Annotated in this window: 16 protein-coding genes; 10 read left to right on the plus strand and 6 right to left on the minus strand. The window is 59.6% G+C overall.

Going from position 1 to position 20,507, the window contains the following annotated elements:
• Nucleotides 1–43 precede the first annotated feature (43 nt).
• The 5 genes from PQQ86_RS23485 to PQQ86_RS23505 all read left to right on the plus strand — a co-directional run bounded on the left by PQQ86_RS23485 (nucleotide 44) and on the right by PQQ86_RS23505 (nucleotide 4,183).
• Nucleotides 44–1,102: a porin gene (locus PQQ86_RS23485; protein WP_408272295.1), complete on the plus strand. Its 1,059-nt coding sequence runs from the start codon at nucleotides 44–46 to the stop codon at nucleotides 1,100–1,102.
• A 64-nt stretch (nucleotides 1,103–1,166) separates the two neighbouring features.
• Nucleotides 1,167–1,538 (plus strand): BON domain-containing protein, encoded by a 372-nt coding sequence (locus tag PQQ86_RS23490; protein WP_408272298.1) that lies wholly within the window; start codon nucleotides 1,167–1,169, stop codon nucleotides 1,536–1,538.
• Between the two features lie 101 nt (nucleotides 1,539–1,639).
• Nucleotides 1,640–2,986 carry a serine hydrolase domain-containing protein gene (locus PQQ86_RS23495; protein ID WP_408272302.1) on the plus strand — a complete coding sequence of 449 codons (1,347 nt, stop codon included), beginning with the start codon at nucleotides 1,640–1,642 and terminating at the stop codon, nucleotides 2,984–2,986.
• Nucleotides 2,987–3,166: 180 nt separating this feature from the next.
• Nucleotides 3,167–3,313 carry a DUF3096 domain-containing protein gene (locus PQQ86_RS23500; protein WP_097397201.1) on the plus strand — a complete coding sequence of 49 codons (147 nt, stop codon included), beginning with the start codon at nucleotides 3,167–3,169 and terminating at the stop codon, nucleotides 3,311–3,313.
• Nucleotides 3,314–3,382: 69 nt separating this feature from the next.
• Entirely contained in the window at nucleotides 3,383–4,183 is an 801-nt protein-coding gene (locus tag PQQ86_RS23505; RefSeq protein ID WP_408272306.1) for a PRC-barrel domain-containing protein, read from the plus strand.
• A gap of 108 nt (nucleotides 4,184–4,291) precedes the next feature.
• On the opposite strand, the gene PQQ86_RS23510 is transcribed toward PQQ86_RS23505, so the two are convergent.
• Entirely contained in the window at nucleotides 4,292–5,170 is an 879-nt protein-coding gene (locus tag PQQ86_RS23510) for an NmrA/HSCARG family protein (protein WP_408272309.1), read from the minus strand.
• 115 nt (nucleotides 5,171–5,285) lie between these two features.
• On the opposite strand from PQQ86_RS23510, the gene PQQ86_RS23515 reads away from it, so the two are divergent.
• A complete protein-coding gene (locus tag PQQ86_RS23515) occupies nucleotides 5,286–6,164 on the plus strand; it encodes a LysR family transcriptional regulator (protein ID WP_408272311.1) in 879 nt (292 codons plus the stop codon).
• A gap of 260 nt (nucleotides 6,165–6,424) precedes the next feature.
• The gene (locus PQQ86_RS23520; RefSeq protein WP_408272314.1) at nucleotides 6,425–8,341 is read left to right on the plus strand and encodes an SMP-30/gluconolactonase/LRE family protein; all 1,917 of its coding nucleotides are present in this window, start codon (nucleotides 6,425–6,427) and stop codon (nucleotides 8,339–8,341) included.
• A 920-nt stretch (nucleotides 8,342–9,261) separates the two neighbouring features.
• On the opposite strand, the gene PQQ86_RS23525 is transcribed toward PQQ86_RS23520, so the two are convergent.
• Together PQQ86_RS23525 and PQQ86_RS23530 are read right to left on the minus strand one after the other, a co-directional pair.
• Nucleotides 9,262–9,486, minus strand: coding sequence for a hypothetical protein (locus PQQ86_RS23525; protein WP_408272317.1), 225 nt, complete (start codon nucleotides 9,484–9,486; stop codon nucleotides 9,262–9,264).
• Between the two features lie 20 nt (nucleotides 9,487–9,506).
• Nucleotides 9,507–9,794, minus strand: a complete 288-nt coding sequence (locus PQQ86_RS23530; protein ID WP_408272320.1) for a hypothetical protein — start codon at nucleotides 9,792–9,794, stop codon at nucleotides 9,507–9,509.
• Nucleotides 9,795–9,835: 41 nt separating this feature from the next.
• Here PQQ86_RS23530 and PQQ86_RS23535 point away from each other — a divergent pair, with 41 nt between their 5' ends.
• The 3 genes from PQQ86_RS23535 (at nucleotide 9,836) to PQQ86_RS23545 (ending at nucleotide 15,042) form a co-directional block, all read left to right on the plus strand.
• On the plus strand, nucleotides 9,836–11,557 hold the full coding sequence (locus PQQ86_RS23535; protein ID WP_408272322.1) for a hypothetical protein: 1,722 nt from the start codon (nucleotides 9,836–9,838) through the stop codon (nucleotides 11,555–11,557).
• A 169-nt stretch (nucleotides 11,558–11,726) separates the two neighbouring features.
• Complete coding sequence (locus tag PQQ86_RS23540) at nucleotides 11,727–13,304, plus strand: amidase (RefSeq protein ID WP_408272325.1); 1,578 nt, start codon at nucleotides 11,727–11,729, stop codon at nucleotides 13,302–13,304.
• Nucleotides 13,305–13,521: 217 nt separating this feature from the next.
• Nucleotides 13,522–15,042, plus strand: a complete 1,521-nt coding sequence (locus tag PQQ86_RS23545) for a GGDEF domain-containing protein (protein ID WP_408272328.1) — start codon at nucleotides 13,522–13,524, stop codon at nucleotides 15,040–15,042.
• A 649-nt stretch (nucleotides 15,043–15,691) separates the two neighbouring features.
• Here PQQ86_RS23545 and PQQ86_RS23550 read toward each other — a convergent pair.
• Genes PQQ86_RS23550 through PQQ86_RS23560 form a run of 3 tightly spaced genes read right to left on the minus strand, consistent with a single transcriptional unit; the run spans nucleotide 15,692 to nucleotide 20,438 of the window.
• The gene (locus PQQ86_RS23550; protein WP_408272331.1) at nucleotides 15,692–16,324 is read right to left on the minus strand and encodes a response regulator; all 633 of its coding nucleotides are present in this window, start codon (nucleotides 16,322–16,324) and stop codon (nucleotides 15,692–15,694) included.
• Entirely contained in the window at nucleotides 16,321–18,333 is a 2,013-nt protein-coding gene (locus tag PQQ86_RS23555) for a hybrid sensor histidine kinase/response regulator (protein ID WP_408272334.1), read from the minus strand. The genes PQQ86_RS23550 and PQQ86_RS23555 overlap by 4 nt, the downstream gene beginning before the upstream one ends.
• Nucleotides 18,330–20,438 (minus strand): response regulator, encoded by a 2,109-nt coding sequence (locus tag PQQ86_RS23560; RefSeq protein WP_408272337.1) that lies wholly within the window; start codon nucleotides 20,436–20,438, stop codon nucleotides 18,330–18,332. The genes PQQ86_RS23555 and PQQ86_RS23560 overlap by 4 nt, the downstream gene beginning before the upstream one ends.
• Nucleotides 20,439–20,507 lie beyond the last annotated feature (69 nt).

Consider the following 20,507-nt stretch of genomic DNA (forward strand, 5'->3'; position numbering starts at 1 on the left):
TTAGTTATCCATATGAGTAGACATAAAACAATCAAGGAGACGTATGAAGAAGATATTGTATGCGACACTGATGAGCATGCTTTCCGGTGCAGCCTATGCGCAATCGAGCGTCACGCTGTACGGCGACATCGGTGGCGGTCTCCGATGGACGAACGGTGCCAAGGGCGGTAGCGCAGTCGGCTTCAACAACAATATTATTGCCGGCAACCAGTTTGGCTTCACCGGAAAAGAGGACCTGGGCAATGGTCTCAAGGCGATCTTTAAGCTCGAGGGCGCATTCAATAGCGGCACGGGCGCGGTGAAAACCGCGGGTACGCTGTTTTCTCAGGCGGCCTTTGTCGGGTTGACCGGCGATTTCGGGCGCCTGACATTCGGCAGGCAACTAAACGTCAACGAAGACTTTGGCATTCTCATCGATCCTGCCGGCGGGCGAGGGCAGTCCATCGCCATCGAACCCGGCGTGGTGTACAGCGCAAACTATTTCACGCTCGATTCTCGCTTCAATAACACCATCAAGTACCTCGGGCAGGTCGGCGGATTCCGCTTCGGCGCCAGCTATTCGCCAGGTGGCATGGCCGGCAATTCGCGCGCCGGTACGAACTTCTCCGGTGCCGCCATGTACCAATGGGGACCGGCGCTTGGCGGCGTGTCCTATCAGAAGACCTACAACGCCGCCGCGACGCAGTGGGCGCAAACGTTCCAGACAGGCGGTACGCTGCAGATCGGGCCGGCGCGACTTTACCTGAACTATGCCGACCTCACGGTCACCGGCACGGCTTCGAGTGCGCCCCGGCGTCGCGACAAGATTCCAGGCGGCGGCGCGGTGTGGGTGGTCACGCCGTCATTCCAGGTCACGGCGGCTTTCTTCGACGACATCGCCAGCGATCTCGGCAATGTTCAGTCTGCCAGCGGCCACAAGATCACGACTTTTGCGATCGCCGAATATTTCCTTTCGAAGCAGACCGAGCTGTATGCGGAGGTGGATCGCAATGGCTTCTCGGGTGCCTATCGCTATGACCCTGCCAACATCACGGCCCTTGGTCTCAACCCTGGCAGCCACGGATTGACCGGGGTTTCAGTCGGCCTGATGACCCGCTTCTAGGTATTCGTGGCGACCTGATGAGCGTTCAAATTCTCTACCTGTTTATATTGACCGAAGGATTGGCATGATTAACTCGCACCCAAGCCTGCAAGCCCTGTTCGCCGCGGCGCTTATCGCATTCGCTGGCAATGCCATGGCGCAACCCACGTCCGCTCCGGCAGAAGGGACGTCGTTCTCCAGCGCCTCTGCCGTCGCCACCACGAAGGCGTCGAAGGCTGCGGACAGGAAACTTGCCCACCGCGTGGCTACCGCGCTCGAAAGGACCCGCGGACTGAACGCAGCCCGCGTTCTCGTCAAGGTTCGCGACGGGCATGTCACGCTAAACGGTTCGGTAACCGATAACGAGCAGGTCTCGTTGGCTGCCGATGCCGCAAGGCAAGTCGATGGCGTCAAGACTGTGGAGAATTTCGTCCGCGTTTCCGGGCCGTCGCTCTAGTGGCGTTGAGACACTTCGTATCGTGCCGCGTCGGGCCTTGCTGCTGCTAAGGCGACGATGACAATGATGAATCTGCAAAACCGTTCACCAAGAGAAAACGTATGAACATCAGCACACTTTCGGCGGCTTCGACAATCCGCTTGCGCGTTGCCATGTCCGCTATGCTCATCGGCACAGTATTGCCCACGGCCGCGCATTCGCAGATGGCTGCGCCCATCACGGATCCCGTTGAACTCGGCGTCATGCAAGGTTTTCCTCCGCCGGCGGACAAGCTGGTAACCAAAGCGAATTCCCTGCGCTTTCCCAACCTTGGCTGGGCGCTGCGCAACACGCGAATGATGATGCCGACGGCCAATGTCGAGCATGCGCGTGTGCCGATGCCTTTGCCAGCAGCGTCCACGCTCGATCCTGAGAAAGTGCAGTTCACCGTCGATGGAACGACGTTGAGTCTGAGCGATTATCTGCGGCGAACCTATACCGATGGTTTCATCGTCATTCACGATGGAAAGATCGTCTACGAGGGCTATTTCAACTCCTATACGCCGCATCAGACTCACGCGTGGGCCTCCATGACCAAATCGGTGACCGGACTGATTGCCGCGCAATTGATCGACGAGGGGAAGCTCAAGCCGGAAACGAAACTGTCCGCGTACGTACCTGAATTGGCGGGCACCCCATTTGGCGATGCCACCGTGCAGCAGAACCTCGATATGGAGGTGCCGGTCAGTTATCCGGCCGAATTACCCCCGGATCTGGGTCTCTTTGGCGCCGTAGGATTCATTCCGCGGCGCAGCGATGCACCAGACAGCATCTACGATTTTCTGAAGGTGACGCACCCAACGCCGAATGCGACAGCGGGGGCGATGTGGTATTACCAGAATGGCTCGCCGGAAGCGGTCGCCTGGGCGCTCAGGCGAATTACCGGCTTATCGTGGAGCGAGATGGTATCGCGTTCGGTATGGCAAAAAATCGCTGAAAACGACGGTGACGTCGTCGTGGATCGCACGGGGGCGGAAATGGCAAGCGGCGGTTTCAATACAACGCTGCGCGACGCCGCACGCTTCGGCGAATTGATGCGCAAGGGGGCGGCCGGTGCTTCTACATTCTTCCCGGTTTCGTCGATTCGCCTTGCCTTGAAACCCACTGACAACGCTGGCGCATTCGCGAAGGGCAATCTTGCTGCGGGGCATCCTGGGTATTCGTACCACAACTACTGGTACCAGGTGAACGACGCTGACAGGTCATTCGCGGCCGGCGGACGATTTGGCCAGTCGATTCTCGTGAATCCCAAAGCCGGCATCACGATCGTCAAGTTCTCTTCGTATCCGGATCAAGCCGCGCGCCCGACGAGCGCCGCCGCAGGCAACGCCATCCCTCGCGCTCCACTTGCAACGGCCAAAGCATTGGACGCGGCGGCGCGTGCAATCAAAGCCGCGCTCGGATCTTGAACACAGACGGCTGGTAAGACGCCGGAGACAAATGGAAGGCTTGTCCAGCGGCGCAGGCATTGGTCGGGGGCGGGCGTGGTTGACAAGCAAGTGCAGCCGGCGGTTTGTACGCTGACGTACCGTTTGCCGATTCGATCCGGCGTAGTGTCAGAGTCGTCATCTGGGGTGGAGGAGACGATCATGCATATGCTCACAAGTGCCGGTCCGCTGGCTTCTCTGATCGCCGGCATCCTGATTCTTGTCGTGCCGCGCCTGCTGAATTACATCGTAGCGATCTATCTGATCGTGATTGGACTGCTGGGGCTTTTCGGAAGCCACATTCGTTGAACGCAGGTCTTTCAGCGGGAAGACGAGGCGCCGAACAGGGTGTTGCGAAGCAGAATCGGAGTATCGACCATGTTGCGAAACATAGAGTTTTTGCAGGGATCCACCGTTACGGCGCGCGACGGCGACGTCGGGACGGTCACGCAAGTCTATTTTGATGACGAAAAGTGGGGCGTTCGCTATCTGGTCGTCGAAACCGGCGACTGGCTCAGAGACCGGCAGGTGCTGATTTCGCCGTATGCCGTTTCTCACACCGATCCAGGTTCAAGCGCCGTGCACGTGAAACTCACGCGGCAACAGGTGCGTGACAGTCCGAATATCGACGCGCACGAGCCTGTGTCGCGCCAGCATGAAACCGAGTATCTGCGGTACTACGGCTATCCGACGTACTGGGGCGGCGCCAATGTATGGGGAATGGGCGCCTATCCGGCCTTCGACAGCCCTTCTGCGACGGCGGAGCTCCCATTGGGCGCATTGGGTAATTCCCCGCCGATCGAGCCGGACTCCAACGAACCGCCGGCAGACGTCCATCTGCGCAGCACAGAGGAAGTTAAGGGTTACCACATCGAAACGATTGACGGCACCATCGGCCACGTTTCGGGCTTCGTCTACGACGATGAAGCGTGGGTCATACGCTACCTGACCGTCGATACACGCAACTGGTGGCCCGGCGGCAAGGAAGTGTTGCTGGCGACAGAATGGATCGAGATGATCGACTGGTTCGGCTCAACCGTTTCGACCACGCTGGCACGCGAAACAATCAAACACAGTCCAGCGTACGACGATGCGATTCCTGTCAATCGGGACTACGAAGCGGCGCTTCACGAGTATTACGGCAGAGAGAGCTATTGGTCCAAAGACGGGACGGCTTGACCGGGCGAGGCGTGACCGAACCATGCGTGCAAACGGACGGGACTTGTCAGCCCCGCCCGTCGTTCGTGCGTCGGTCATTCGACTGCGTTTATCGTCCCTCCTGATCAATCAGCTTTTGAGCCACGCGGCGGCCGTGGCAACCGCGAAGTCCCGATAGGATCGCGGCTGCCGCCCGAGCAGCACAGCCAGGCGATCGACTTCAGCCTTCGAAGCGACTGCGCCGTCCTGCTGATACCGGCGCATCATCAGGCGCATATCGTAGGCAAGCCAGCCAGGCGCGACCGCCTTGAGACGCTGTTCGAGGGTGTCGAGATCATCGCCGCCGTAGCGGACGGCACGTCCCAGCGCTTCGGCCCAGATCGCAGCGATGCTTTCCGAAGTCAGCGCGTCAGGACCGACGAGTTCGTACGTTTCGCGCGGCAGCGGATTGGCGGCGCGCTCGCGGCGCAGGAGTTCGCGTGCCGCGGCTTCGCCGATATCGCGGACGTCGACCATTGAGATTCCTTTGCTACCAATCGGCATGCCGTAGACACCGTGCGTCAGCAGCGGGTCTTTCTGCCTGACGTCGTTCTGGATGAAATAGGCGGGGCGCAGCACCGTCGCCGGCAAATCGCAGTGTTCAATCATGCGCTCGACCGTGTGCTTGCCGGTGAAGTGCGGCACGTCGACATACTCCGCGCCCTTGAAAACCGACAGATAAACAATGCCTTTCACACCGGCCTCCCGCGCGATGCTCAGCGTCTGCAGAGCCTGTGTCAGTTCGTCCGCGGCGTTGGGGGCCAGCAGGAACACCGTGCTGACGCCGCTCAGTGCGCGACGCACTGCGTCGATGTCGGACAGGTCGCCCTTGACCGCAGTGACGCCAGCAGGGAATTGGGCCTTTTCCGGCGAGCGGGTCAGTGCCCGCACGTCGACGCCGCTGCCGTTCAGATGGTCGATAACCTGCTTGCCGACTACGCCTGTGCTGCCAGTTACGAGGATTGCCATGATTTTCTCCAGAGGTTGAATGGACTGTGTGAGTCCGTGAGACGAACAATAGTCGTTCCATTAAGCGACCGAAAGTGCCAGAATTGAGACATCTCGTCTCGTGTATGGAACGATCATGGATTTGACCTCGCTGGCGGATTTCAACGCCGTTGCACTGCATGGTGGCTTCGGGCCGGCCAGTCGCGCGCTCGACCGTCCCAAGGCGACGCTGTCGCGGCGCGTGGCCGAACTGGAAGAAGATCTCGGCGTGCGGCTGATCGAGCGGGGCGCACGCAGGCTGCGTTTGACCGAGGAAGGTCTCGCACTCCACGAGCGCACGCGGGGGCTCATGACGGAGATTCAGGAGGCGGGCGAAGCGGTCGCGTCGCGTGCGCCGGTGCCGCGCGGGCGCTTGCGCATCAGCGCGCCGGTCGTGTTCGCACATGTCTTGCTATGTCAGATCGCTGCGCGCTTTGCGTTGGCCTATCCGCAGGTCGAGCTCGAAGTCATCGCGGAAGACCGCGTCGCGGATCCGGTAGAGGACGGTTACGACCTGGTGATCCGTATCAATCCACCGCATGACGAGCAGCTCGTCGGGCGGCGCATTCTCGGTGACGAGCGCCTCGTGGTCGCGTCGCCGACTTTGTCGATACCGTCGATGCCCGCAAGCGAAGCCGACGAGCTGCAGGTGCCGGCGGTCGTGTCGATAGCGGCCCATGCCGACTTGCTCTGGAACATGCGCACGGAAGGCGGCGTGAGGGTCATCAAGCCAATGCCGGTGCTGCGGATGTCATCGCTGCTGATGGTGCGCGAGGCTGTGCTGCAGGGTGTGGGTGCTGCGCTCCTGCCTCGCCTGCTGGTTGAACAGGATGTGTCGACGGGACGGCTCGTCTGTTGGGGCGCAGAGGCAGGGCCGCCCGTGGAAATCTGGGCGCTCTATAGTTCGCGCCGTTTGTTGAGCGCGAAGGTGCGCGCGTTTATGGACATGCTGAAACCCGACTCAGTCAGGTTCTGATGGCTGCTCCTTGAACAGGGCAGGCGCGCAGAAGCTCACGAAGCACGCCGGCGCCACGCACATTTTTCTCCTGTCTTAGTCATGCTTGCTGGTCTTATGCGTATGCGATCCTTAATGACAACAACTTGAGCGATACTCGCGAATCTGCGAATGGCCGGCAATAAATATGCTTGCTGAATTTATTAAATTTTATTCGATGATTTAGGGTGATTTACGGTGATTTATGTTAACGAGGGATAACCGTCAGGAGAGCATCACCCATGTTTAAAAAACGAATACGTGCTGCACTGCTTGGCGCACTGATCATCGCGATTGCGCCGGCGTGTCAGGCGCAATACACCACCGACTGGCTGGCGAACACATTCGGAACGCTTGCCGCGCATGTGGGCAACGGTGCACGCTCGATGTGGGTCGCGCCTGAAGGCGTGATCTATACGGCATCCCTATGGGATGAAAACGAGGGTGGCGTCGCGATCTACCAGAACGGCAAGAGCATCGGTTCTATTGGAATCAACAGCGAGTTTCAGGGTGGGGCCATCACGGGGAATGCCACATCGATTTTCGCCGCCTTGCAGTACAGCACCGCGTACGGCAGCGGGGCGGTGGGACGATACAACCGCGCGACTCAGAAACGCGATCTCCTTATCCGCGTGAGCGCCTGGAACGCCGTCAAGCAGGCCGATGTCATCACCGGACTCGCAACAACCGGCTCGCTTCTTTATGCGAGCGATTTCCAGGGCAATCGTGTCAGGGTCTACACGACCGACGGCGTGTGGCAGCAGGACATCACCGTCTCAGGTCCCGGCGCACTCGCTTTGGATGGCACGGGAAATCTCTGGGTAGCTCAGCAAAGCGCGGGCACGATCCTCGAGTTCAGTCCGGCCGGCGCTCCGCTGAATACTATCCAGATGCCCGCGACGTCACGACCGTCCGCACTGTATTTCGACGCATCTTCAGGACAGCTCATGGTCGGCGACCAGGGTCCCGACATGAATATCAAGCTCTACAACATCTCGGGCACGCCGACTCTGGTCGGCACATTCGGCATTCAGGGCGGCTATCTCGACAGCACCGCAGGCATCAAAGGCCAGGTTGGCGACAAACGCTTCACCCGTGTTGTCGGCATCGGCAAAGATGCAGCCGGTACCCTGTATGTGCTCAACAATCCGTGGGGCGGCGGCTGGGACCTCGGCCGCAACGGCGGCACCGACATTCATGCGTATGACAGTGCCGGCAATCTGCAATGGAAGCTTCAGTCCCTCAACTTCGAGGCGGTCGCCGCACCGGACCCGGTTACGGACGCCGCCTACTTCTATGGTGGCACCAACATTTACACCGGCACCGCGGGCGGCACCTTCGTCGCGAATACCGTCGACCCGTTCACTTACCCGTCCGATCCACGTCTCAACATGAACGATACGCAGCGCGACGAGCATTTCGGTCAGCTCGTTAGTGTGGGTGGAAATCGGATTCTCGTCGCGTCCGGTCAGAACCCGGGTATCTTTTACTTCTACCATTTCAATGCGGCGAGCGGCTATATCGCGATTCCGGATGCGTCGATTCCAGGCACTGCGTTCAATACGACGCTACAGATCACGGGCGGATTTTGCATCGATAGCAGGGGCGACATATGGGCCGGGCTGGACAGAACGAATCACATCTATCACTACCCGCTGGTCAGCTTTGATGGCAGCGGCAAACCGACATGGGGACCCGGCATCGCCATCTCCATTCCGCAGAGCATCCGGCCGTTGACACGCATCATCTATCTGCCGGAGAGCGACACCATGATTCTCGCTCAAGGCATTGCCGGGAGCTGGGACTGGACGGCGATTCAATCGAGGATCGAGGTGTATCACGGCTGGAGCGCGGGCAATACCACGAAGCCCAATCCGGTGATCAATCTCACTAGCGCCAACCCGAAGTCAATCACGGCCGTGGGCAATTATCTTTTCGTCGGCTACGTGCATACGGTGCCCAACATCGACGCCTTCAATCTCACCACGGGTAACCTCGATACGACCTTGATCAACTCGAGTGCAGGTACGGTAGATGTGGGCAACGACGTGGATTCGATGTATGGCCTGAGGGCATACCTAAGATCGGCTGGCGAGTACGTGATCACGAAAGACAACTACAACGGCTCCAGTATTGTTATTTATCGTTGGACGCCCTGATCGGCTTACTTCGAGGCTATGATCAGACGAGAAAAGATGCGATGCGCGTTCCACGTCTCGTTGAATTCACATCGTTCAGTTCTCTCTGTCTGTGCATTTGGTACGCGACTGTATTGATATTAATAATATAAAAACAAGCCGCGTCACTCTTTGCCTTCGTCGATTTATTTTTCTTCGATGGAAAGTCAAAGACCTGCGTTTTCCGCCCCCGGTGAGGCAGAGATTTTCCGTTTCCTCTGCTTTGGAAAACCGTCGGGGGCGTTTCCCATAAGATTCTTTGAACTACTACTTATCGTCCATGGTCGCGCCCACGTTACACAGATGAAACGTTTATAATTCGTCTGCCAAAACACTGGCTGTAAGTAATGCCGGGCACGTGCCGGAGATGGCATCGATCAAGTAAAGCTTGCGTGGGTAGGCGGTTTCGCGGCGCTGGACCAGCGTCTCTCATACGAATGGGTTGCGAACGAGTCGAGCGACTTTAACGCTACCTGTCAGCGGTTTTCACAGCTTTTCCTTTTCGGGAATTGGGCTCGAAACCTAATTAGTTTTAGGTTGCGGACGGGCCTTGTCGCGCCCTGAATCTGACTCGACTGACATCGAGGACGCCGGATTCTCCGTCAATCACTGATAGAACTTCATCACGCAAACATTCCTGGTTAATAGTAAGGATGACGTAATTATTTTCTGTTGAAGGGTGACAGATCAAGATGCTGGGCGCACTGCCGCCAGGCGGCGCTCGGTGTGCGTTCGAATGAGTAACGGTATCTGCCAGCGGATACCCGCACATCGGAAGCGTCAGTTTCATCAGCAATGAACGCGATCATCGCGTTCGCCGCTTCAACTCTCTTAGTCTCAAAGAACGCCAAAGCGGGACGGCTTAGATCGATCTTGCTCAATCCTCGGGGACAACCTGCTTTTTAGTGATACATACGGACAATGACGAGAAACTTCAAACTTTTGGGAGTTGCGGCGGCAACAGTGTTTGCATGGTTTGGTGCAGAGAACGCGCTGGCTGCTACGAGCACCATCACCGTCGCGGGACTGCAATACAAGTTGTGCGCACAAGAGAACGGCACCTGCAAATTCCTCGGAACAGGCTCGGTGGTGTTCGGTGCGGTTCCGCCCACCTCGTCGTCGGTCATGCTGACGGCCCCCGCGACCTTTAGCAACGGCGTCGGATGCTATGTCGGTGCGGTCTCGCAGACAGATCCCGCATACGGCTACGGCAAATCATGTTGGGTGAGAGCGGTTGCCGCGAGCCCGACGCCGGCTCCGACGCCAACGCCAACGCCAACGCCAACGCCAACGCCAACGCCAACGCCAACGCCAACGCCGACGCCGACGCCGACGCCGACGCCGACGCCGACACCAGCACCAGCACCGGCACCGGCACCAGCACCAACTCCGACGCCAGCACCAACTCCGTCACCGGCCGGCTCGACCCTCTCATGCGGCACGCCCACGCACACAGCCGGCGGAACCGCCAATGGCGTGATCAGCGCCGACACGCCCACCACCGACGGCATGCGCATCTTCCAGAACAACGCAGCGTTCAAGCTCGCGATTACGACGAACGCACCGAGCGCGGATACGGTCGTCTGGTCCGTGGCGGACTCGACCGGCGCGATCAAGGCGCAGGGTAGTTTTGCGGTTAGCACTGGCGTGCAAACCAACTCGATTCCGTGTACGTCGACGTGGTCAGGCTATGGCGCGCTTACCGCGACGCTGCGCTCGAGCGGCGGCACGTTGCCGAACACGGGAACGCGTCCGGTGGGTATTGCGACGTTCGGCGTGTTGCCGAACCTCACGTCGGTATTGGGCAGCGTAACGTACGCCCATCAGGATCAGCACCGCTTCGGCATGCAGGGCTTCAACGGCAACATCGCCGCGCTGCACGATCTGGGCATCTCGTGGACCATTGACGACCGTGAGGTATCGGCCATGGAACCCAATGGCCCCAACACGTACACGCCGAACGTGAACGACCTCGATCCGTTCTACAAGGCCAACCCTGATCAGATGCGCATCGTGCGTCTCGACGGACTGCCTGCATGGGATTCGAAGACGGGCCAATTCAACGACAGCTACTATGCGCCGTCGAACATGCCTGAGTTCCAGAGCTTCATGGCCAAGGTCGGTACCGATACGAGCCTGATTCGCGCTGCCAACTACCCGAACCAGCAAAGCAACTATTACCAGGTGACGTGGGAGCCGAGCCTCGGCTGGGCGGATAGCGACGCGAACTTCGTCGCGATGTACAAAGCCGCGTATCAGGGAATTCACTCGACCGATCCGAATGCCGTCGTGATGGGTACCGGCAACCCGTTCCCTGCGAATTGCGACACCTGCACCACCGGCTATCTGCAGAAGTTCGGTGCGCTCGGTCTGTGGAATTACATCGATGCAGTCTCGACGCATGGCTACTGGAATGCGGGCACCTATCCGGCCCATCCGCCTGAACTGCAGGACTCCGATCCGGATCCGGCGAACCAGGCGAACGCGCTCGACAACCAGATGACGCAGTTGCGTTCGGTGATGCAGGCGGGCAAGCCGAACATGAAGCTCTTCTTCACCGAAGCAGGCACGAGCTACGATCCGGGTCTCAATTACGGCCCCACGGTGCCGTCGCAGAACCAGCTGTTCGCCCACGCTGCGGTTGGCGTGCGGTCGCACATCATTGTGCTTGGCGGTGGCGCGCAGTTGACGACGCTTTTCTATGGTCCCGACTATCCGGGCGAAGTGGGATACGGCTCGTTCTTTGACCTGAATGACGCGCAAGGCGCTTACGGTGCAACGAACCTCTCGCCGAAACCTGAAGCGATGGCCTTCGCGACGATGACACGTGTGCTGGACGGCACGAACACGTTGGGCCGGGTTACGGGTGCGCCGTCTGGAACCTTTGCGTATGCATTCCAGCAGCTTGGCAACGGCAAGGTGGTGACTGCTGCGTGGGCGCACAGCAACGCGCAGTGGCCTGCGAGCAGCGGCCTTTATAGCCAGACCTACGCGACGAGCTATTCGCTTCAGGTCGACAGCGCCGGTGCGTCGGGCAATGTGACGAAGATCGATGGTTACGGCAATGCCAGCACGCTTGCCTATACTAACGGCAAAGTCACGCTGACCCTCACCGAGGTGCCGCAGTACATCGTCTCGAACAACGCAACGGTCGCCAAGGCCAATGCGACTGTTCCGGTCGGGTATACGGGCCAATAAGGTCCGAGTCGTATCGACGCGCCGCCGGTGGGAGCGGCGGCGCGTCGATCAGGCCGAAGTGGTGGCGGTTGGATGAATTTTGGCGGGATAATCTCGCCAGCTTCGGACCGCCTCGCCAACGTCTCATGCCTCGCGGAACGCTACAACAAACGACAATTCAAACTTCTCCATGCGACGACGCAGATTCTTTGAATCAGTTGGCTTATTAGCCGCCGGGCTATTGTCAAAAGGCGCCAGCGCCGCTTCGCCGACATCGGTGCCTACAGGACACTCGCCGTTCATACCGGACGGCGAGACAAGCGCCGCGCAGGCCGTGCGTCACGCTCTAGACCGCATCGAAGCGATCGATCGACGCGGCCCGCGGTTGCGCAGCATGATCGAACTGAATCCCGGCGCCATGCAGATCGCGGCCGCCCTGGACGCCGAGCGCCGCGAGGGCAAGCGTCGCGGCCTGTTGCATGGCGTGCCCGTCGTTATCAAGGACAACATCGCGACCGGCGACAGGATGGCAACAACGGCAGGTTCGCTTGCCCTCGACGGCGTGCGCGCAATCCGCGACGCCGACCTCGTGCGCCGCCTGCGTGAAGCGGGCGCGGTCGTCATCGGCAAGACGAATTTGAGCGAATGGGCGAACATCCGCTCCACGCGCGCGACTAGCGGCTGGAGCGCGTGCGGCGGCCTGACGCGCAACCCCTATGCGTTGGACCGGAACACGAGCGGATCGAGCTCCGGCTCCGCAGCAGCGGTCGCCGCGGGCTTGGTGGCTATGGCGATCGGCACTGAGACAGACGGGTCGATCGTGTCTCCTGCATCGATCTGCGGGGTGGTTGGACTCAAGCCGACTGTCGGACGGGTAAGCCGTGACGGCGTCATTCCGATTTCACACACGCAGGACACGCCAGGTCCTATTACCCGATCGGTCCACGACGCGGCGTTGCTGCTTTCGGCGATTGCCGGAATGGACTCGCGCGATCCGCAAACGTCCGCAGCGCCCACACCGGACGACTACCTGCGAGCGTTGAACAAAGACGCGTTGAAAGGCGCCCGGATTGGTGTCGCGCGAGAGTTTTTCACGGGTCACGACGAAGTCGACCGGCAGATCGAACTGGCTATCGCGCAACTGCGGCTGCTCGGCGCCGACGTGATTGATCCGGTCGATTTGCCGCGAGTCAGTTATGACAGGGAAGAGCTCTCCGTATTGCTGCATGAATTCAAACACGATCTGCCGCTGTGGCTCGATACGTTCGCCCCGCATGCACAGGTTCGCAATCTTGCCGACTTGATGGCTTTCAACAACGCGCATCGCAATCTTGAGCAGCCTTACTTTGGCCAGGAACTCTTCACTCAAGCTCAAGCGCTGGGTGATCTCGATAGTGATGCCTATAAGCGTGCGTTGGCAACGTGCCGTACGCAATCTCGCGACGAAGGATTGGACCGCGTACTCGTTCAGCATGGTCTGGATGCGATCGTCGCACCGACGGGCGGGACCGCATGGCTAACCGACTTTATCAACGGCGACAGCAGTAATGGCGGCTTTTCAACGCCAGCCGCAGTGGCCGGGTATCCGCATCTGACGGTGCCGGCCGGGCAAGTGCGTGGTTTGCCGGTCGGTTTGTCCTTTGTGGGACCCGCCTGGAGCGAAGCGCGGTTATTGGCATTGGGTTATGCGTTCGAGCAGGCGACCCAGTGGCGCAGGGAACCGCAATTCCCGACGCGCTCCAACATACCTCAGTTGGTCCGCGATTGAGCAAACCACCGTCGCGACTGCGGCTCAAGCAAGCGCCTGAATTTGCTGCCCACTTGCCGCGCTTGGTGAAGGGGGGCGAACCCTGATCACTTTCGGGTGTTCGCCCGACATGCCATCAGCTAAGATTATCGCTATTGTCGGCTTACAAAAGAGAAGCTGAACCGCCATCGGCTTCGCGATGGCTTTCACCTGGCTTCCTTAAGTTCGGGGTGAAATCTTGGACCGCTCGCCAAAATCGATACATCTCGCATTGTTCGCCCTGTCTTTTCTGGGCGCGCATGCAATTTGCCTGATGCTGTTTCGATCCCGGGCAACGCTGGTCACCTATCCGTTTCTCATCCTTGCTCCGTCGTTCGCGCTTGCGGCCACCTGCTGGCGCGCCCGCGCCGCGGAGCGGCAATCGCGCACGCCGTGGATTCTGCTCGGTGCCGGCCTGTTTCTGTGGACCTGCGGCATTGGTCTCAGCGCCTGGGAAGATCTGTTCCAACAGATGCCGGGGGGCATTGCGTGGTTCTCCGACTTCGGCTTTTTTCTCTATGGCGTGCCGATACTCCTCGCCATCTCGTCCGTTTCAAGCAGGCAACGGATCCCGCTCTTCATGTGGATGGATGGAATCCAGGCAGTATTGACCGCCTATCTTGCCTACATCACCATATTTACCGTCGTGCCGTTTTCCGACACCGCGCTCGAGCCAATCTCGGCTTCGGTCCTACTACTGACCTACAACGTCGAGAACATTGTTCTTGCTGTGGCGGCGACGCTGCGTCTTCGTCTTTTGCCACGAGAAAAAGACCGCGGATTTTACAAACTCCTGTGCGGCTACTTGTGGATCTACGCAATCGTGGCCGGCGTGTACAACAATTGGGCCGCCTCTTCAGACGGTCATGCTGTGATCGACGTGATAATCGACGTTCCGTTTCTTCTGTTGGGCATAGCGTGCATGATGCGCTCGCCGCAAGAGAGTGAAGCCAATGTCGATGAGGAGACGCGGCCCCTCGCCGTTGTCATCGAGAACGGTAGTCCAATTTTTTATACGTTGGCATTGCTCGCGTTGAGCATTCCGCTGATGCGTGAACATTTTTATGTCGGAACGGTTGGCATAGTCACTGCGTTAGTCGTCCACACTATACGGACGGCAGCTTTGCAAAGCCGATTGGTGCGGACTCAACAGGAATTGCGCGACGCAAGAGACCGCCTCGAAAAGATTGCACTCACGGATGCGTTGACCAATGCGGCGAATCGTCGTTGCTTCGACCAAACGCTCGCACTTGAATGGAACCGGGCCGCTCGCAACCAGCTTCCGCTTGGCTTGCTGCTTATCGATATCGACCACTTCAAGAAGTTAAACGACCGCTACGGTCACCCAACGGGGGACAAGTGTCTCGTTGCGGTTGCAAGCGCTTTGCAAACGGCTCTGCCGCGAAGTGGCGATCTGCTTGCACGCTATGGTGGCGAAGAGTTCGCCGCGATCCTGCCTGCGACGGACGAAGACGGAGCACATCTGGTGGCAGCGAAAATGCTGGCTGCCGTCAGCTCGATGCATATCAGGAATGAGATGTCGCCTGGCGAGTTCGTGACGGTGAGTATCGGGATTGCTGTTTTCGGATCGGCCGGTACGGGTTCCGTGCACCAGATCGTTGAGGCGGCGGATCGAGCGTTATATCGCGCGAAAGAACGAGGGCGAAATCGTATCGAATCGATCGGGCAACGGGATTTCCTGGGGACTGGATCAGTATAGCGATGGCCTGTGCAACGTGCGGCTAGTTCCTTTTGGATACCGCCGGGCACCGGCAGCGCGATGGCCGCCTCGCATGCTGTTCTGTCGACATCCGTCTATTGTTCATACAAATAGATTTCGGATATCTTATACGAAAGAGTTAATGATCCTTTCTCCCAATTCCGGCGCTTCGTTCTGTCTGTCGTGGCAGCGTCAGCTATCTGGTCTGTCTAGCGGCAATTTTTCGCAAACGGTTTAATTCGGCAAAGGTTTGCGGAAGAATTAATTTCTCTATTGAATTAATGACTTGGGAATCAGCCGGATTTCTATTTCAATAAGTAATCGGCAAAAAAAGGCCGACACATTGTGTCGGCCGGAAAGACTCTGGCGTCCGAGGATTGCATGCCAGAACCTGAGAGACGTTAATCAGTCAACATTACGGATCGCGGTACTGGGTACGGGCATTATTGCCACATACCAGGATCTGACAATTTGGCGGCGTGCTTTCTCAGAACAGGGTTATTTTTAGAGTACCAACTTCACTGCGGAGTGGTCATAAACGAAAAGCTTCGGCCAAGCATAAGGACGTCAAAAAAATTTGTCGATCGGTCGTCGCCGAATTCGACATCGGGGAATGCTGATGTTCGCGTAGGGATTTCCTTAATTGAATTTATTCCGTACTAATGTGATGCCTGATCGCATAGCGAATCAATTCTGAATTATTAGTGATCCCCAGTTTCTGCATGAGGCGCATTTTATGTGTGCTGATGGTCTTCGCACTGAGCGCGAACGCTTCAGCGATATCGTTGATGCTCTTTCCCGCGGCCAAAGCTTGCAACACCTGGAATTCGCGGTCTGACAGCATGTCGTGCGGCGGGGTGTCGCCGGAGTGAGTGCCGAAAATCATCGAGTCCACCAGTTTTGGATCGATGAATCTGCCGCCTTCGGCCAGCTTGCGAATCGCGGCAAGCAGGATCTCCGGGTCGCTGTCTTTGGTGAGGTAGCCGGTTGCGCCGGCGCGCAGCGCGCGCGAGACGACCTGAGCCTCGTTGTGAATGCTCAGCACGAGGACGGGCAGGGCGGTGTACTCAGCCCTGATGCGCCGGATCAGGTCGATGCCGCTAATGCCCGGCATGGTCATGTCGAGCAGCAACAGGTCGGGACACCGGGCGCGTAGTTTCTCGAGTACTTCGGCGCCTTCAGCCGCCTCGTCGGCGACGATCATGTCGCTGGTGGTCGCGATGATCTGCTTCAGGCCACCTCGCACGATCGCATGGTCGTCTGCAATGAGGATCTTTATCATGTGCTTTTCTCGGTCCTGAGCGGGATGTGAATAGAGACGGTTGTGCCCGCGCCGGGCGTGCTTTCGATCTGCAACGTGCCGCCAATCAGCCGCGCGCGTTCGCTCATGCCGAGTAATCCATAGGAGTAGCGCCGGCGCGCCGCGGGCAGATCGAAGCCGCATCCGTTGTCGCTGATATGGAGTGTCAGCGCGCCGTTGTTTGCGGCGAGCGTGACGTCGACGCGTGAAGCGTCGGCGTGGCGCGCAACATTGGTCAACGAGGCCTGCGCGATACGGAACACGGCCGTTGCATGCGCATCCGGCAGAACCGGTTCGCTGCCATGGATCGACAACTGGCACGGCATGCGATTACGTCGAACGAAGTCGTCCACGAGCCACTCGAGTGCCGACAGGATGCCAAAGTTTAGCGCAGCCGGTCTGAGGTGGCTGGCCACATTGCGGACCATCCAGATGGTCTTCTCGACCAGCTCACGCATGTCCTCGGTTTTTCTGGCTGCTTCCGAATCGCTGTCGAGCCGCATCCGCAATAACGACACGTCCATTTTCAGCGCGGTCAGCAATTGCCCGAGTTCGTCGTGAATTTCCATGGCGATCCACTTTCGCTCTTCTTCGCGAACCGCCTCCATGTATGCGGACAATTCGCGCAAGCGCTCGCGCGACTCGAGCAGTTCCTGTTCGACCCGTTTGCGTTCCGTCATGTCCTGAATCGTACCGACCAGCTTGAGCGGATGGCCGGGCCCGTCGTGCGCCGCTTCGGCGTGAAGCTGTACGATGCGTGGCTCGCCGTCCGCACCGGTCAGGCGGCAATCGAGAAAATGCGGCTGCCGGTCGGCGATCACCGCACGCACGGCCTGTCGTACAGCGGCCCGGTCTTCAGGGTGAATCGCCGCGCGCAGTGTTCGATAGCTGGGCTGCACGCGGGTTGGCTCTAAACCGAGGATCCGGTACATCTCATACGACCAGTGCGTCACGCCGGCGGCCGCAGTCCATTCCCAGTCACCAAGTTTGGCCAGCCGCTGGGCGTTCGCCAGACTGGCTTCGCTGGCGCGCAATTTCTCTTCTGCCTGTTTGCGCGCGGTGACGTCGTTGAGACCGACATAGATTGCCGGGGCGTCGGCGAACGTCGCAATGCGAGCGGTCGCCACTGCCCAGAAGTGCTCGCCTTCCGAATTCTTGAACTGGATTTCGTTGTTGGTGAATCCGCCTTCATGGCGCAGAAGTTCGACCGCTTTGTCGCGCTCCGTCGGGTCGACATAGAAGTCGCTCATGTAGGTGGTGGCGCAATCGTCTACGCCGAAACCGAACAGCCAGCGGAACGGCCCATTCATGTAGAGGACCTGTCCATCGTCCATGGACGTAATGCACAACGGCACCGGACTCGTCTCGACGATCGTGCGAAAACGCGCTTCGCTCGCCACGAGTTTCGTTTCGGTCCGTATGCGTTCGTCGATCTCGACCAGCAGGCTCGCATTCGCGCGCGCGAGCTGGCCGGTCCGTTCGGCGACGCGGTCTTCGAGTTCGTCGCGCACGCGAGAGAGGGCTTCTTGCGCCTGCTGGCGAACCGCCACCTCGCTCGAGAGACTTTCGTTTTGCGAACGAAGTGCCTTGTGCATGGCGCGCAGCGCGAGGTGGGTGCGAATGCGCGCCAACATTTCGGCGATCTGGAACGGTTTGGTGACATAGTCGATTCCCCCCGCCGAGAATCCTTCGACGAGGTCGTCGGGATCGGCGAGCGACGTCATGAAAATCACCGGAATTTCGCGGGTCTGCTCATTGCGCTTGAGCCGGCGGCAGGTTTCGAAGCCGTCTATGCCCGGCATTTTCACGTCGAGCAGGATCAGGTCAGGCTGCGAAAATTGCGCCCGTTCGAGCGCCTCCTCGCCGTCGAGCGCAACGAACACGCGAAAGCCCTTGTCCTCGAGACTGTCGGCTACGACACCGATGTTGATCGGCGCGTCGTCCACAACCAGAATGGTGGCCGGCTCTGCCGCGCTCGTTATGTCATTCATGGCTTGGGCTTCCTCTCGAGATATTCCTCCGCGAGCAGCAGGATGGCCTTTGACTGATAGCCTTTCACGAGTGCACGCAACTCGGTTGTGAATACCAGATTGCGCCCGTCGAGGGCCGCCATCCTGTCGGCCCATTCGGCGATGGCACGCATGTCGCCGAGACGGGCGAGACGATGCAGCTTGTCGAGTTCGTCATCGGGCAACACGGGAGAGTGCGTGCGCGATGCGTCAGGATGCGGCGAGTGAATCGCCGGCGAGTCAGTCCACTTGAGCGCCAGCAAATCCGCCAGATGGGCCTGCAGCCGGTCGAAGTCGACCGGCTTGGGCAGGAAGGCGTTCGCGCCTGCGTCGGTGCTTCGCTTCTCGTCGCTCCAGGAAGGATTCGCCGACACGGCGATGATCGGAATATCGCCATGTCCCGGCAACCGGCGCAATCTCCGCGTTGTTTCGAGCCCGTCCATTTCCGGCATCAGGATGTCGGTCATGATGAGCGACGGCGCCTCGCTGCGCGCCTTCGCGAGCCCCTCATGCCCGCTCGCGGCCTCGATGGTGTCGAAGCCCAGGTGATCCAGAAGCTCGACCAGGACCGCGCGATTGACGGGCTCGTCGTCGATCACCAGCACTTTGCGGCGCGGACCGATGTAGCCCGTCACACGCGGCGCGGCCGGCGTTGCCGGGGCGGTGCGCGCGGCGGACGCATCGGCGAGGGCCGACGCGAGATCGAACCAGAAGACGCTCCCATGCGCGAGCGTGCTTTCCGCGTGGATTTCGCTACCCATAGCGCGCACGAACTGCTGGCTGATCGCAAGACCGAGCCCGGCGCCGCCGGCGCGTCGTTCAGGGCCGCCGGCCTGCTCGAAAGGCTCGAAAATCGCGCCGAGCTTGTCGGCCGCGATGCCGATTCCCGAGTCACGCACGCAGAACCGCACTGCGCCGGAGGGCACACGGCTGACTTGCAGGCTGACACAGCCTGTGTCCGTGAACCTGACCGCATTCGCCAGCAGATTAAGCAGCACCTGCCGTAAGCGGCGCTCGTCTGCGCGCACGGCGCAGCCCAGGTCGGGGGCCAGCTCGCACAAGAATCGCAGGCGTTTTTGCTCCGCCTTCACACTGATGATGTCGCGGATCGTATCGAGGACGCCCGGCAGCGATACGTCAGCCATTTCGATGCGCATTTTGCCGGCTTCGATGCGCGCGAAATCGAGCGTGTCGTCGATCAGCGTCAGCAGATGCTCGCCGCTACGGTGGATCACCTCGACCGCGTTGCGTTGGCGCTCGCTCTGGCTGCCGTCGCGCAACAAAATCTGCGTATAGCCGAGGATGCCATTCAGCGGCGTGCGCAGTTCGTGGCTCATGTTCGCGAGGAACTCGCTCTTGGCCCGGTTGGCGGCTTCGGCAAGGTGCCGCGCTTCGCGCTGCGCAGTGGCGTCGCGCTCGGCCAGATAGGCGTCATGCAGCCGCGCGCCCATGCTGTTGAACGCGGTGACCACGCGATCGAGCTCGTCTGGCCAGCGAGGCTGGCGGCGCGGCAGGACGAACGGCTTCGGCGCCGCACGGAAGTCGTATTCGCCGACCAGCCGGGCAATCGTGGCGAGATGCCGCGTAACGAGGCGCGAGAAGATGTAGATGGTGAAGAGCGCAACGATGAACGTATAGGTGGCCTGACTGATCAGAATGACCAGCGCGGTTTGCGCCAGCGCCTGATAGAGGTTGGCAAGCGTCGCTTGTACATACAGTGTGCCGATCTTCTGCTGGGCGCCGTGGATGCGATAAAAGATCGGAAATTCGCGGGATATCACGGCGCCTGTCCTGCGCTCGCCAGCGGTTACCACCAGTGGCGTCGCGCTCGCGCCGGTCTCGCGCACCTCGGCGGCGCACATGTCGGCGAGCCTCAGGATGCCGTTCAGTTGAAGCTGAAGTTCAGTGCGGTTGAGCTGCCACAGACCTTCGCCGAGGCTGTCGCGATTGCTTCGGTCAATGTCTGATAAACGTGTTTCGATCAGTTCGACGCCGCGGCTATAGTCGCGATAAAGCTGTAGTGCGGTCAGCAATAACGTGACCGCGCAACTGAACAGCAGCACGGTGGCCAGCAACCGGAAAACCACGCTGTGCCTGAATCGGCCGGGCGAGACAAAGAGTGAACCAACGCTATTCGCCAGCATATTTCCCCGCGA

Origin of the sequence: Paraburkholderia sediminicola (assembly GCF_046026675.1) — a bacterium.
GTDB lineage: Bacteria > Pseudomonadota > Gammaproteobacteria > Burkholderiales > Burkholderiaceae > Paraburkholderia > Paraburkholderia sediminicola_F.